At 34.2% G+C, this 16,195-nt stretch carries 9 protein-coding genes; 4 read left to right on the top strand and 5 right to left on the bottom strand.

From position 1 onward, the window contains the following. Positions 1 to 60 precede the first annotated feature (60 nt). Positions 61 to 4,377, top strand: a complete 4,317-nt coding sequence (locus CSW08_RS11935; RefSeq protein ID WP_106660114.1) for a CusA/CzcA family heavy metal efflux RND transporter — start codon at positions 61 to 63, stop codon at positions 4,375 to 4,377. 11 nt (positions 4,378 to 4,388) lie between these two features. Further along, a complete protein-coding gene (locus tag CSW08_RS11940; protein WP_106660115.1) occupies positions 4,389 to 5,525 on the top strand; it encodes an efflux RND transporter periplasmic adaptor subunit in 1,137 nt (378 codons plus the stop codon). Between the two features lie 15 nt (positions 5,526 to 5,540). On the opposite strand, the gene CSW08_RS11945 is transcribed toward CSW08_RS11940, so the two are convergent. Continuing rightward, on the bottom strand, positions 5,541 to 6,461 hold the full coding sequence (locus CSW08_RS11945) for a M28 family peptidase (protein WP_106660116.1): 921 nt from the start codon (positions 6,459 to 6,461) through the stop codon (positions 5,541 to 5,543). 85 nt (positions 6,462 to 6,546) lie between these two features. Further along, on the bottom strand, positions 6,547 to 8,832 hold the full coding sequence (locus CSW08_RS11950) for an inorganic phosphate transporter (protein ID WP_106660117.1): 2,286 nt from the start codon (positions 8,830 to 8,832) through the stop codon (positions 6,547 to 6,549). Between the two features lie 289 nt (positions 8,833 to 9,121). On the opposite strand from CSW08_RS11950, the gene CSW08_RS11955 reads away from it, so the two are divergent. Next, positions 9,122 to 9,466 carry a toxin-antitoxin system YwqK family antitoxin gene (locus tag CSW08_RS11955; protein ID WP_106660118.1) on the top strand — a complete coding sequence of 115 codons (345 nt, stop codon included), beginning with the start codon at positions 9,122 to 9,124 and terminating at the stop codon, positions 9,464 to 9,466. A 78-nt stretch (positions 9,467 to 9,544) separates the two neighbouring features. Here CSW08_RS11955 and CSW08_RS11960 read toward each other — a convergent pair whose 3' ends face one another. From CSW08_RS11960 to CSW08_RS11970, 3 genes are all read right to left on the bottom strand, one after another. Continuing rightward, on the bottom strand, positions 9,545 to 12,370 hold the full coding sequence (locus tag CSW08_RS11960; RefSeq protein ID WP_106660119.1) for a TonB-dependent receptor: 2,826 nt from the start codon (positions 12,368 to 12,370) through the stop codon (positions 9,545 to 9,547). 65 nt (positions 12,371 to 12,435) lie between these two features. Beyond that, positions 12,436 to 13,713 carry a right-handed parallel beta-helix repeat-containing protein gene (locus tag CSW08_RS11965; protein ID WP_106660120.1) on the bottom strand — a complete coding sequence of 426 codons (1,278 nt, stop codon included), beginning with the start codon at positions 13,711 to 13,713 and terminating at the stop codon, positions 12,436 to 12,438. Between the two features lie 283 nt (positions 13,714 to 13,996). Next, positions 13,997 to 14,389 (bottom strand): carboxypeptidase-like regulatory domain-containing protein, encoded by a 393-nt coding sequence (locus tag CSW08_RS11970; protein ID WP_157831477.1) that lies wholly within the window; start codon positions 14,387 to 14,389, stop codon positions 13,997 to 13,999. A 336-nt stretch (positions 14,390 to 14,725) separates the two neighbouring features. On the opposite strand from CSW08_RS11970, the gene dgt reads away from it, so the two are divergent. Beyond that, positions 14,726 to 16,066 carry a dGTP triphosphohydrolase gene (gene dgt, locus CSW08_RS11975; RefSeq protein WP_106660122.1) on the top strand — a complete coding sequence of 447 codons (1,341 nt, stop codon included), beginning with the start codon at positions 14,726 to 14,728 and terminating at the stop codon, positions 16,064 to 16,066. Positions 16,067 to 16,195 lie beyond the last annotated feature (129 nt).

A 16,195-nucleotide genomic window follows, 5' to 3' on the forward strand; every position in this document is an offset into this window, starting at 1 on the left:
TTTTAAACTATTCAAATAGCACATTTTGAATAGCTTTTATTAATTTCTATTAAATGAATTATGTTAGAAAGCATTATAAAATTCAGCCTAAAGAATAAGCTTATAGTTCTACTTTTTATTGCTCTTGTTATTGGTTCTGGTATTTTGTCTTTAACGCAAATTCCCATTGGTGCGGTGCCCGATATTACCAATAACCAAGTACAAGTAATCACCACATCTAGAAATTTATCCACTCAAGACATCGAGCAATTTATTACTTATCCCATTGAACTTGAGATGGCAAATCTACCAGGTGTTGAAGAAATTCGCTCGGTATCTAAATTTGGGTTATCTGTAGTAACTATTGTTTTTGATGATGATATGGGGACCTATTTGCCCCGACAACTGATTGCCGAAAAAATAAAATCTGCTAGCGAAAAAATTCCTGAAGGTTTTGGGTCTCCAGAAATGGGGCCTATTACCACTGGTTTGGGTGAAATTTACCAATATATTTTAGATGTAAAACCCGAATTTAAGAATCGCTATAGTAATACAGAATTAAGAACTATTCAAGATTGGATTGTGAAACGCCAGCTTTCTGGTATTCCCGGTGTTGTTGAAGTGAATACTTGGGGTGGACATTTAAAACAATATGAAATTGCCTTAAACCCACAAAAACTTAAAGCCATGAATATTGATTATATGGCTGTTTTTAATGCTTTAGAAAAAAATAATAGCATTGCGGGTGGCGGGTATATTGAAAAAACCAATGAAGCCTTTTTTATTCGTGGTGAAGGATTAGTAACGTCTATCGAAGACATTGAAAACAGTGTTATAAAAAATGATGATGGCTTACCGATTTATATAAAAGATATTGCTAACGTAGGTTTTGGTAGCGCTACTCGTTTTGGCGCCATAACAGGAAACGGTGAAGGAGAAAAAGTGCTAGGGCAAGTTATGATGTTAAAAGACGGTAATTCCAAAAAAGTGATTGATGCCGTTAAAGAACGTGTCGCTTCCATTCAAAATTCCCTTCCGGAAGGTGTTTATATTAATGGCTTTTTAGAACGAAGCGAGCTTATTGGCAAAACTACGTTTACTGTTGCTGAAAACTTAATCCTAGGTTCTCTCATCGTTATTTTTGTTGTGGTTTTACTCTTAGGAAATTTAAGATCTGGATTGGTTGTAGCATCGGTGATTCCCTTATCCCTATTGTTCGCCATTACCTTAATGAACCTTTTTGGCATTGATGCCAATTTAATGAGCTTGGGAGCTATCGATTTCGGAATCATCATAGATGGTGCTGTTATTATAGTAGAATATATTGCTTTTCAAATTACGTCGCAAAGCGGAAAAATCAAAGCTCTATCGTATGCAGATCAGCAATCAACCATAGATGCTATTACACATAAAAGTGCCGCTAAAATGATGAACTCTGCCATTTTCGGCCAGCTTATTATCCTCATTGTATTTATCCCCATTTTATCATTGAGTGGTGTAGAAGGAAAAATGTTTAAACCTATGGCACTAACGTTCAGTTTCGCATTAATAGGCGCCATGATTTTTTGTTTAACCTATGTTCCAGTAATCTCTTCTATGTTTTTAAAACCGAATAAACAAAGTGATAAAAACATATCGGTTAGAATAATGAGGTTTTTAACTAAATTCTATAAGCCGACTATCCATTGGGCACTAGAAAATAAAAAAATAGTCGTCTCGCTTGCAGGGCTTTTATTAGCCTTAAGTATTTGGATTTTCAGTACCATGGGAGGGGAATTTGTTCCTACATTGGATGAAGGGGATTTTGTTATTCAACCCGTTTTAAAAACAGGGACATCTTTAAGTAAAACCATTGAAATTACCACTAAAATCGAGCAAATCCTTTTAGATAACTTCCCAGAAGTTGATCAAGTTGTAAGTAGAATTGGTGCTGCTGAAGTACCTACAGACCCCATGAGTATGGAAGAAAGTGATGTTATTATTAAACTAAAACCAAAAGACGAATGGGTTTCTGCCGAAAGCAAGGATGAATTAGCCGATAAGTTTAAAGAAGCACTCGCTATTATTCCAGGTATGGAAGTTGAATTTACGCAACCTATAGAAATGCGCTTTAATGAGTTGATTACTGGTGTAAGAGCCGATGTGGCCATTAAAATTTTTGGAGAAGATTTATCTGTTTTAGCACATAAAGCAAATGAAATTAAAACGCTTATTCAGAATGTGGAAGGCGCATCAGACATAATCATTGAAAAAGTAGAGGGCTTACCGCAAATGACCGTAACGTTTAATCGAAATAAAATTGCAAGATATGGTTTGAATATTTCTGATATAAACGAGTTGATCTCCATGGGATTTGCAGGTAAAACCGTTGGGACTGTTTTTGAAGGGGAAAAACGATTTGATATGGTAATCCGCTTAGACGAAGCACACCGAACAAATATTTCAAATCTAGAAAATTTATATGTTGATACACCAAGCGGATTGAAGATTCCGTTAAGTGAATTAGCAGACATAAAATACAACACAGGGCCTGCTAAGATTTCAAGAGACGACACGAAACGACGTATTGTAGTTGGTATTAATGTTAGAAACCGGGATTTACAATCTGTTGTGGATGATGTCAGGCTCATTATTGAAAGCAAAGTAAAACTACCAACGGGTTATAGTGTTTCTTATGGTGGACAATTTGAAAACTTACAAAGCGCCAAAGCGCGATTAATGATTGCAGTGCCTATTGCACTCGTACTTATTTTCATTTTGCTTCACTTTGCATTCGGGTCTATAAAGGAGGCTGCTATGGTGTATTCAGCCATACCACTATCTGCTGTTGGCGGCATATTACTGCTTTGGATAAGAGATATGCCTTTTAGTATTTCAGCCGGGGTTGGCTTTATAGCGCTTTTTGGTATCGCTGTACTTAATGGTATTGTATTAATTGAACACTTTAAAGAATTAAAAGAAGAAGGCGTTACTAATATAGAAGAACGTATAAAAAGAGGCACTGCAGAACGATTGAGACCTGTTTTATTAACAGCGGCGGCGGCGGCTTTAGGGTTTTTACCTATGGCTATTTCTACAAATGCCGGCGCAGAGGTACAACGTCCATTAGCTACCGTTGTTATTGGTGGTTTAGTGAGCGCAACCATTCTTACCCTAATTGTTTTACCTGTTTTATACGCTTGGTTTGAAGAAAAAACTGAAATTAAAATGAATAAAAAAGCCATAATATCTGTAGTCATTATTCTTTTTGCTCTGAATATAGACGCGCAAAACAAACCATTAACGATTGATGAAACTTTAAATTTGGCTATTGAAAATAATGCCGATTTAAAAGCATATTCATTAAAGGTTGATGAAACGAAAGCCTTAATTGGTAGTGCATTTAACTTTGATAAAACATCGGTATATTATAGCTACGACGAAAACAATTTAGCCATCAATGGTTTGCCGTTAAAAGTTTTTGGAGTTTCTCAAGATTTTAAATTTCCAACGGTTTATTTTGCTGACAAAAAAGTCAATAAGGCAAGATCGAATCTTCAAGAATCCACTTATGATATTAGATTGCAGACCTTAAAGCGTGATGTTTATTTGGCATATTATAATTTGAGTTATACTAAAAATAAAGCTCAAACTTTTAAATATTTAGATAGTTTGTATCAAAATTTTGCTAGTGCAGCCGAACGTCGTTTTGAACTAGGTGAAACCAACTACTTGGAAATGATTAATGCAAAATCCAAAAGAAAGCAGTTAGAAACAGCTTATAAAAAATCGCTACAAGACGTTGTTTTGGCCAAAGAGCAATTAAAGAAATTGGTACAAATTGATAGTTTAGCAATAGTAGACGCCCCGTTGGCTAAGCTTGAATTAAAATCCATTTCTTTGGATAACAATATGGGCCTTTTATATTATGAAGAGTCCCAACACTATTATAAAGCTTTAAATCAGCAAGAAAAACAAAATCTGTTACCCGATTTAAGTGTTGAATATTTTCAAGGCTCTAATAACAGTTTAAATAACAATATACAAGGCTATCAATTTGGAGTAAAAGTACCTTTACTTTTTAGCGGTAATACTTCAAAAATAAAAGCTTCAAAAATCGCCCAAGAAGTCATTGAGACTGAAAAACAAAATTATAAGGTTAAGTTACATGCCGAATATCAAATGCTTTTAGCCCAACTTGAGCAACACAATGAAGCTATTAACTATTATGAGTCCCAAGGTAAAACTCTTTCAGAAGAAATTATAAAAACTGCCGACCGCACCTTTAAAGAAGGTGAAATTGATTTCTTCCAATACATACAAAGTATAGAGACAGCAACCGAGATTGAATTGACCTATCTGGACAATATCAATGCATACAACCAAACCATTATAGCTATCAATTATCTAATCTTATAAATTTAATTAACATGAAACATATATATATCTTATTATTTTCACTTGTATTTGTGGCTTGCGGAAATTCAGAAAAACAAAATGAAACGGTTCCTGCTGAATCACTAAAAACTGATGCTATAGTAATTAGTCAATCGCAATTTACTAGCGAACAAATGCAATTGGGAAAACTCGAAGAACATGCCTTTAACGAAACCATAAAAACAAGCGGTATGATTGATGTGCCTCCGCAAAATAAAGCAAGCATTAGCACCTTTATGGGCGGTTATATTACCAAAACCCCATTATTAATTGGCGATAAGGTAAAAAAAGGACAAGTCTTAGTGACTCTAGAGAACCCCGATTATGTTGAAGTTCAGCAACACTATTTAGAACTTTCGGAACAGCTCAATTACTTAAAATCTGAATTCGACCGCCAAAAAACACTTTATGATGAAAAAATCACATCCCAAAAAAACTTTTTAAAAGCGGAAAGTAGCTATAAAAGTAGTTTGGCACAATATAATGGTCTAAGGAAAAAATTGAGCATGATACATATAAATCCTTCGAGTGTTGAACAGGGACAGATAACCTCAACCATCAATTTATATGCCCCTATTGATGGCTATGTAACAAAAGTAAATGTAAGTAATGGTGTGTACGTGTCTCCATCGGATGTTATTATGGAAATAGTTGACACAGAACATATTCATTTAGAATTATCGGTTTTTGAAAAAGATATTTTAAACGTGAAAAAAGATCAAAAGATACTATTTAAAATACCTGAAGCATCTCAAGATACTTTTGAAGCCAAAGTATACTTAGTTGGTACGGTAATAGATGAAAAAAATAGAATTGTTAATGTGCATGGGCATATTACAGATGAAAATCAAACTAATTTTATTGTTGGCATGTTTGTAGAGGCAACCATTACGAACAATGTTACCGACTATTTGGCTTTACCCAATGATGCCATAACAGAGATTGACAATCAATATTTTGCGTTGGCACTAACCAATAAAACAAATGATAACTTTTACTTTAAAAAAATAAAGCTTGATATAGGAAAGCAAACCGAAACATTTACTGAAATAACGAACCAAGAAGATTTATTGAATAAAGAGATTTTGACAAAAGGGATTTATATGTTGTTGAATGAAGGTGGTGAATAGCCCAAAAAACAGTTATTACAACCCTAAACTATCTATTTTTTTAAAAATCGATATGATGTTATTTACGGCATCAATGTAAAATTGTGGTTGGATATTCTCAAAATCATCTGTAGGTTGATGGTAGTCTTTGTGGTCTGCCACGCCAAAATATAAAAAAGGTATCTTTTTTTTGTAAAATGATGCATGGTCTGAAGAATACGTCCAATTTTCCTTTTGGTCTTCTCCATCATGCCCTGCTATAAGCTTTATGTCTCCAATCGCTTTAAAATTTAAGATTAATTGCTTTAAGTTTTCATTATACCGTGTGCCAACAACAAACAATTCTTTATCATCACCTCGGCTTATCATATCCAAGTTTAAGTTTAACTTAATCTTATTCAAAGAAACAATCGAATTTTCTATGTAGTATTTAGACCCACGAAGTCCTAACTCCTCTGCATCAAAAGCAGCTAATATAACCGAATGCTTTGGTGGGTTATTTTTAAAATATTCGGCAAAGCTAAACAAGGCGCATAACCCTGAGGCATTATCATCAGCACCATTGTATATAGTGCCATTCTTAATCCCTTCATGATCGTAATGGGCACTAATGACTATATAACTATTTGGTTTTTCAGTACCTTTAATCCACCCTAAAACATTGGTGGCTCTATAGTCTTTTCTTTGCTCTACAAAAGAAAACGATTGTTCAAACGTATTGCCTAAAGGGGACAATCCTAAACTATAAAACTGATTGATAATATATTTTCTGGTTTTAATGCCACCTTCAGATCCTGTTCTTCTGCCTTCAAAGGCGTCCGATGACACCGTTTTTAAATGCATCAACAATACATCCTGATTAAAGGCAAGACTATCATTTAGTTGGTTTTTTTGGGCATTTATAACTTGAAACAGTGCCAAAGAAAGGAGACAGTAAAAAAATGTTTTTAGGCTCATAGATTTTTATAGGATAATCAAATCTAAATAAAAAATCCAAAGCAATTAATATTACTTTGGATTTAAATTCTATAAATATCCAATTCTATTCTTCTTCTTCAGATGAAGATACTAATCTTGCTGGTTTTACTGAAGCATCATGTGATTTATGGTATTCTTCTAAAAGATTCATGGTTGCGTTCAATAAATCCTTGGTTTCCAACAAAAGACTAAAATATAAGGTTGTGTTCTTTGGGCTAGTTTCCTCTGAACGCGTGCGACCAACCTGTTTTTGAATTTTAGATGCAACCAAACCTAAAATCTCTTCTTTCCTACCGATAATAACCCCAATTTGCTTGAAAGATCTAGATTCAAACGCATCTTGTGTATCATTAAAAAAGGTGTCGAATCGGGTGTCAATTTCCCTTAATTCCTTTATTTGATTGAACTTTAGTTTTTTATGATTGTTATTAACGTGTTTGTAACTCACTCTGGAGATATATTCTAAAGACTGTACAATGTCTTGTAAATACGCTAAAATATGGATGTAAAAATTACTAGCTGCAATACTGGACTCATCTAAATTTTTAATAAAATAGAAGATGTTATCGCGCAATTCGTCTACCTCGCTAGACAATTTTGCAATTTGCTTTCCATTCTTTTTTAATAATGACAAATCTTGTAATGCCAATCCATTGATTGCATTCGAGTAAATTTTATTGCCACGTTTAACCACATTAGCAATATTATCAGCACTTTCATGAATAACTCCTTGTATTGAGCTGCTTTCAGACGTTTGCAAACGGTCTGATGATTTATTGGAGTTCATTTTTTTAGTGAAGCTAATCGAGCTTCTTACAATAAGAATAACCGCTATTAATAATAAGATACCTATAGCAATTGGACCGCCAACATACATGATGAAGGCCAAAAGTCCTGCAACTACAAAAGCCATGATTGCGGTTAAAAACCATCCTGCGATTACATTAAGCACCCCTGCAACCCGGTAAACAGCGGTTTCATTGTTCCATGCTCTATCTGCCAAGGACGTACCCATAGCCACCATAAACGTCACATATGTGGTTGACAATGGTAATTTCATGGATGTTGCTGCCGCTATTAAAATACTGGATACAATTAAATTAATAGATGCTCTTACTAAATCAAAAGCAGGTAATTCGGTATTCTCTTTTACAGATATATTAGCATTCTCTTTCTCAAAGCGCTTGTTTATTTTTTCTTGTATCGAATTTGGTAAAACGAATTTATAAACACTTGATAGAGCAACTGCCGAACGCACTATAACCCGTGATAAATAATTGGGCTCAAACCGTTCTTTTGCATCACCTTCTCTTGAAAGGTTGATTTCTGTTTGTGTCACATATCTTGACTTTTTTGAAAGCCAAAGCGTCACTACCATAATAATGCCTGAAAAGACCAATAATAACGTTGGGGTTGGTACTTCACTCGCTAAGCTTCCCATACTAAAGGCCGTAGCCGAAACACCTGAAGCCTCCCATACTTCAAAGGATTGCCATGCGGCAATAGGCACACCAACAAAGTTGACCAAATCATTACCTGCGAATGCTAATGCTAGAGCAAACGTACCTATAAGTATGATAAATTTATAAATGTTAACTTTAAATAAACCTATTAACAAAGCGCTAAAAGCCATCCAAAAAGCTAAATTTCCAACTAAAATTATAAAGGTATTATTCTTTATAAAATCTAAGGTGGTTACATCGATAAAAGAAACGCCTTTTAACCCTTTTATGATAATAAAATAAGTAATGGCCGATGCTGCAATACCTCCCATTAATACATTTACCCAGTTGCCATGTTCTTGAAACCTAAAAGATAATAATGTTCTTGCGATGTATTGAACAAATGAACCTACGGAAAACGCTATAACCACAGAAAGTAAGATACCAAATATGATTTGTGTAGCCTTTTCAGTATTTATATAATTGAAAACATCTTCAAAAGTTCCATCAAGGCTGTAGACTTTTATGAGTGCCATAGCTACGGAGGCTCCTAATAAATCAAATACAATAGAAACAGTGGTTGATGTAGGCATTCCAACACTATTGAAGAAGTCCAATAGCAAAATGTCGGCTATCATAACCGCCATGAAAATGATCATGATCTCATTGAAATTAAACATGGCGGGATTCATAATGCCCTCACGCGCAATTTCCATCATTCCACTAGAAAAAACCGCTCCCAAAATAAGCCCCGTAGAGGCTACAATCATGATGGTTTTAACTGGTACAGCTTTTGAACCAATGGCAGAATTTAAAAAGTTTACAGCATCATTGCTAACTCCAACTACTAAATCTGCAACAGCTAGTAAGCCCAGGGCTACTAGCATATAGATATAAAGATTTTCCATTAAAAAAAGCCAAATAATTTAATGGCAAATGTCTCATTTTTTAACGAACTCAATGTTATCAAAATGTTATGTTCTTTTTACAGCCTTCTATAGTTTAAATACTTATAAAAAACTTGTTTGGCATGAAAACAGTTCGATATTAATAGAAATAATCAAACTATTTTAAAATTTAACTTACTATAAATGAACTATTTAGTATTTTAATGTTAATTTAATGTTACCTTAATGTTGATTTATTGTAAATTATTTATATATTTGTTTAAGAATATTAATCAAAAACCCCTAGAAAATGAAAAAATATATTTTAATCTTAGCAATTGTGTTTATTGGTACTTCAGTTTTTGCACAAGAAAACACCCAAAAAGTTACGCACGTACAAAAGAAAGATTTAATTGAAGCTACCTATTACTATGCTGATGGAAGTGTACAACAAGTTGGTACATTCAATGAAGAAGGAAAATTGCATGGCACTTGGACTAGTTTTGATACAAATGGAAATAAATTGGCTGTTGGAAATTATGAAAACGGTAAAAAAGAAGGTAAATGGATATTTTATACCAACGGATTAGCTAACGAAGTTAGTTTTGAAGATTCTAAAATTGTAAATATAGCCACCAGCACAGATAATTTATAGATTCAAACTTAAGCAAGCATTTATCAAAAAAACAAAAAGCTCCCGATTTGGGAGCTTTTTGTTTTTTAAAATTTTTATTTAAAATTTATAACTGTATCCTAAAGAGAATTCCGTTCCAGGTTGTCTTAAAGAATATAATTGATTCTTAGCTCCAAAAGACTCAAACTCACTTAACCTATCGTCATTTAAAATGTTATTCACCTTAATATCTATGGTGCTTCTTTGTTTTTCACCTAAAGATTTACTTAAGGTAAAATTTAAGCTGTTGAATGGTTGCGTGTAAACATCCGGAACTAAACCGATACCTACAGTTTCAAGAGTTGAACCTTGTACATTATAAAAAATACCTGTTTGAAATCCTATATCAGAATTATTATAATCGAAACCAACGTTAATCAAATAAGGCGCTTGACCCTGTAAATCACGTTCACGATCTATAACCTCTCCATCTCTTTTAGCATTATTTCTGGCTTCAAATTCATCGTCAGACATGGTTAGCTCCGATTTGATGACCGAAACATTAACATTAAGCTTTAGGTTGTTTAAACTTTCGGCTATAAAACCCAATCGTTGTCTAAATTCCACTTCTGCACCATAAACTTTGGCATTACCCAAATTATCTACTGTAAGCTGGGTTGGTGCTTCTAAAAAGAATGCTTGCTCAATAGGGTCCTTAAAATCTTTGTAAAAACCACTTAATGCAAACATTTGACCATCATCGCCAAAACGTTCAAACCTTAAATCAAAGTTGTTTACATAGGTTGGAACTAAATCAATATTTCCAATAAATAATCTATTTGTAATAGGGTCAAAAATTTGTGCCACAGAAGCTTCTTTAAAGGAAGGTCTAGCCGTAGTTCTAGAATATGAAGTTCTTAAATTTGCTTTATCATTTAAAGCGTAAATAAGGTTGGCCGACGGAAAAAGGTCAAACTCATCAATAATCAACTCTCTTTCAAAAGTTTTAGCGTTATTACGTCCTGTGTAATATGAATTAAATAATTCTGTTCTTAAACCTAAAACCGTTTTAAAACGTTCGGTTAAATTAAACTCAGCAGAAATATAAGTTGCACCAATTCTTTGTTCTCCTTTATAAGCATCATTAGGATTGAATTGGTCACCGAAAACCAAGTGAGACCCCTCATCTGTTGTTGGTGTCCATAAATTTTCAGGTGCTAGTAAGTTATCTGGGTTACCATCAAATAAGAAACTATCATCACCACTAATAAAAAATGTATAGTCATCGATACTAAAATTTCTAAACTTATAGGTATAAGCACCACCAAATTTTAAATTTGCAGGCCTGTTAAAAAGCTCCAATTTTTTATCGAAATCTGCTTTCCCTGCCCAGTTTTCCTCAATTAGGTTTCTCCATATTTGGATTGGATAGGTAGTAGAACTCGGACTTATTATAAAATTTCCATTTTGAGATTCTCTTAATGGTGTAATTCGGTGCGCTTTATCCATAACCTTTGAAAAGGTTGGTGAAATAACCCAATTAAAATCCATAGCTCTTTCGGCTTTACCAAGTCTGTGGCTACCCCCTATTTGTAAATTAGAAATAGCACGTTCTGTATAGGTTAGCGAGTTTTTTTGTAAAGGTTCAAAGCCCCCTCCTACTTTATCTTCAGAAATTCCTTGGTCAAAAAAACCAGCTGCAGACTCACCGTTCTGTATGTGCAGAAAATTTACTTTATACTTTGATAGATCTGTTTTATAAGTTAACCCAACTAAACCATTTAAGATAATGTTGTTAATCCCTTCTGAGCCGTTAGAAATAAGCACAGCATTAAGCTCATTATTTCCTGCATTACTAAAGTCTTTTATATAAGCACCATCATTTCTGTTTTCATAAAAGGTTGTTTCATTTTTGTAAGAAAAGGATGCCTGGTAACCTAATTTATCATCGCCAATATCATACTGGTTCCCTAAGGTAAAACCAAAATCGAAATTCATGTTGCTGGTTTCTCGTTTTGCCTGCAATTCTTTTTGAAATCTGCTTGTAAGGGATGTTAACAAGAGCCTATCATCAAAAGTACCAGGAATTGGTTGATATCTGTGAATTGGTAAGTTCCTTGTGCCATCGTCATATCCAAATAAATCAGTATCACTACCGGTATAAGATAAATAATCGTTGTTAAAGTGCATATCTGGGTTGTAACCAGTTCCTAAAGATATGGTGTATTCAGCTTTAGAAGGAAAGTCTTTAGTTACCACATTTACAATACCCCCAGTAAAATCAGCAGGATATTCAGCAGAAGCCGATTTTAATACAATGACATTGTCTAGAATATTGGTTGGGAACAAATCCATTTGAATGGTATTTCTGTCTGGATCAAGTCCAGGTATATCTACTCCATTTAAAATAGATTTTGTATAACGGTCACCAAGACCACGAACATACACATACTTACCACCTTGAATAGATACACCGGGAACACTTTTTATGGCACTCGCAACATTACTTGCTCCTGAACTTCTAATTGCTTGTGCAGAAAGTCCATCTAATACCACAACAGATTGCTTTTGTAAACTTAAAACCGCATTTTCAGTATTTCTTTTTGTAGAAGTAGTAATTACAACGGTATCTAACGAATTTGTTGTTAAAACAATATCTAGAGTAACAATTTCATTAGGCTTGACAACCACCTCAGAAATTTCTTGGGTTTCATAACCAACAAAAGAAAAAACGATGGTGTAAGTCCCTGCTTCTAACTCTAGCTCATACTTTCCGTCAAAAGCGGAGGTAGTCCCCTTAGTGGTTCCTTTAACTAAAATATTAGCAAAAGCCATAGGTTCATTAAACTCACCATCTAGAACTGTACCTACTACTTTACTTTGGGCAGAAGAAATATAACTTACGAGAATAAAAACAAAAATTAAAACGTTTTGTATATTTTTCATATTAAGAATTATATAACCCACCACTCTTTAAGTGATGGGTTTAATGTGTTTATAAAGTGAATTTTTTAAAACCCTAAATTGCCAGCAGTATTGGCATACGTCCAAGCAAGGAGTGATGTGTTAGCACCTTTAGTTTGAGAGCCTTTTGTTACAGCTGAAGCAAAATCACCAAAGCCAGTTACGGTTACGGTTGCTGCGGTATTTTTAAATATAGTTTTTACATCGGTTACAGTATCTGGTAAAACAATTTCCCAAGCTGCAAAAGTCAATAAACCATCATTGTAGTTGGTAGCAACACCATCATTATCCAATTCAACATCAGCAGCTGCTTTAAAACCATAAGCATACACGTTTTCCGTACGTCCTTGAGCGCCACTTCTGTAATCAGCATACTCACCGTTAGATGTCACAAGATTACCAATTAAGGTTAGATCTCTTAAAATAAATGCACCATTAGCAGAACCTTCTGGGCCGTCAATCTCTAGGGCATGGTCAGAGTTATCCCCTAATGCAACAACAGCATTGTCAATAGTTCCAGAGTAAGCTTGATCGATATCTAAACCGTCATCACCACAAGCCCAAACTAGTAGGTTGGTCGCATTTACAGTACCACCAAAAAATTCAATACCATCATCTACATTGGCAACAACTTCAACATTATCAATTAAAGTACCACTACCTACACCACCAAGGGTTAAACCATTTATTTCGTTTCCTTCACCAATTAAAGAACCTCCATGTCTGATAGAGATATATCTTAAGTTACCTGAATCATCTAATGGATCAGTTCCTCCATATTGACCAAAAGTATCATCAGCAGGAATCCCTTCAATCTGCGCAGTTACAATATCCCCAGAAAAAGAACAAGGTGCATTACCAAGTACTATTAGACCACCCCACAAACCTCTATCATTTTCAGATAAGTTAGTACCTTGAGTTTGTCCACAAGTAATGTTATCACTAGTAGAAGTGAAAATGATTGGTTGATTAGCTGTTCCTTGAGCATTAATTTTACCTCCTCTAGCAACAATTAAAGCAGAAGCTAAAGAACCAGTCCCTGAAGAACCTTTTATAATAGTCCCCGGATTGATTGTTAAAGTTACACCACTTGGCACAACAACTTTTTGGTTAAGTTGGTAAATATTGTCTGCTGTCCATGTAGTGCTAGCAGAAATAAAACCAGTTACAGCAATTGTTTGGCAGGTTTCACCACCACCACCACCACCACCATTTTCTATGATGATAGTTCTTTCCTCTATTATTATTGGTGTATCATCATCTTGAAAACACCCAGTGAATATTAAAGAAGATGCAATTAAAAGAGTTAAAAGTAATTTTTTCATGAGAATAATTTTTAGATAAAATTTTTTAGATAATTTTTATAATTAATGACGCAAAGAAAGACACTTAATGTAAAAATGAGGTTACGTAAGGATTAAACAACTGTAACAAAAGTGTTATATAAATGTTATTAAATGCTTAATTTGAAAACATTAAGTTAACATTGAAAATTAAAAGGTTATTTAAAAAAAATAAGCAGAAACTAAAAAATAACTTTACATTTTATTCTAGTTCAATTGCTAAAAAATAAAACCGTTAACTTTGGAAAGTATAGAAAAAGACCTGTTACTTTAAAACCGTAAGGGTTTCGTCTTCCTGTTGCCTTACTGTTGGAGTGGCAAGAGATGCCAATTCACTTAAAGAAATTGTACTTGCTGCTAAAGATACTTGTAATTCCGTTGGTTGTAGCGCATCTACATGAACCTTAATTTCTTGGGTTTCGTAACCAGGAAAACTGCAAACCAATGTATAATCGCCTGCTTCTAAATTTTCAATAAGGAATAACCCTGTTAAGTCTGTTTGGGATGCTACTGAAGTACCTTTAATAGACATACTTGCAAATACCAAAGGTGTATTGCCTGACTCATTATCCATCACTTTACCAACGATTAAGCCTGTATTTTGGGCATAACTAAACGTGGCAAACAACATTATAAATAAATAAAAAATGTTTTTCATAATTGGATACATAATAATAGTGCAAATAAAAAGCTTTACTGCCAACAGAATGTTACCTAAATATTAAGCAACGGTCATTAAAATGTTAGCTTAATGTTACCAAATCGCCATGATTTGGAAGCACAAAACACCAATGGAGATTTAGCGATTGCCTATGACCTTTAAAAACAAATAAATATCTACATATGAAATGAGCATGACCGAAAAATTGGTCGTAAACACTAATTATATATGCGAATAACATATGACAAATAAAAATCAATAAAAATCTACATATGAAATTCCGATTTTATTTTAACTGATTTTAGTTATCTTGCCCATGCTTAAAATTTAACCATGAACTGGGAACAATTATTATCCTTAAAACGCTTTGGCGACACCAATAAACGCATTAGAAAAGAACAAGATGAAACCCGATTAGGGTTTGAAGTAGATTATGATCGCGTTATTTTCTCTTCAGAATTTAGAAGCTTACAAGACAAAACCCAAGTAATCCCCTTATCGCAAACCGATTTTGTTCACACCCGCTTAACACATAGTTTGGAAGTTAGTGTGGTTGGGCGTTCGTTGGGACGGTTGGTTGGAAAAAAATTACTGGAAAAACATCCCCATTTACAAAACATTCATGGCTTCCAGGTTAATGATTTTGGTGCTATTGTTGCCTCCGCAGCTTTAGCACATGATATAGGGAATCCGCCGTTTGGACATTCGGGCGAAAAAGCGATAGGCGAATTTTTTAAAACCGGAGCAGGCAACCACTATAAAAGCCAACTCACCGCAAAAGAATATCAAGATTTATGTGACTTTGAAGGCAATGCTAACGGATTTAAAATTTTAACTGAAAGCAGAGCAGGAAGAAGTGGCGGACTCCGTTTAAGTTATGCGACTTTGGGCGCTTTTACCAAATACCCAAAAGAATCGCTTCCTAAAAAACCAACCACTCACATTGCCGATAAAAAATACGGCTTTTTTCAAAGTGAAAAAGATGCTTTTGTGGATATTGCATCCGAATTGGGTTTGATAAAACGAAGTAATAAAGACTTAAGTTTTTCGCGACATCCATTAGCTTTTTTAGTGGAAGCTGCCGACGATATTTGTTATACCATCATCGATTTTGAAGATGGAATCAACCTAGGACTCATCCAAGAAGAATTTGCTCTGGAATACCTGTCTAAAATAATACGCGATAACATCAAACCCGAAAATTATTATGCACTTTCAACTAAAGAAGACCGCATTGGTTACTTACGCGCATTGGCAATTGGCACATTAATTAATGAAGCTGTGGACATTTTTATGAAACACGAAGAAGCCATTTTAAATGGTGAATTCGATTGTGCTTTGCTGGACAAAAGCAAATACGACGCACAAATAAAGGATATTATTAAAATCAGTGTTGAAAATATCTATCAATCAACCGAGGTGGTCGATAAAGAAATTGCAGGTTATGGCGTTTTAAACACACTATTAACCACTTATACCAATGCCATAAACAATACGTTTGATGGAACGGCTTCCAATTATGACAAACTTATTTTTAAAAGCCTTCCAAAAACAATAAACATAGAGAGTTCTAGTTTGTACAAACGTTTGTCTAGTGTGTGTTTTTATGTGTCCTTACTTTCAGATAGTAAAGCCATTTTAGAATATAAAAAGATAAAGGGGTTTAGTTTTTAGGATTAAATGCACGCTACCGCTAAGCTCCAGCTTAGTGGCTACAAAGTTAAGAATAATACCACGCTACCGCTAAACTCCGCTTAGTGGCGGTATGATTAAGAAAATTAACGCTTTTACTTTCCGCAAGCT

The sequence above is a fragment of the Confluentibacter flavum genome (genome assembly GCF_002843175.1).
GTDB classification, from domain to species: domain Bacteria; phylum Bacteroidota; class Bacteroidia; order Flavobacteriales; family Flavobacteriaceae; genus Confluentibacter; species Confluentibacter flavum.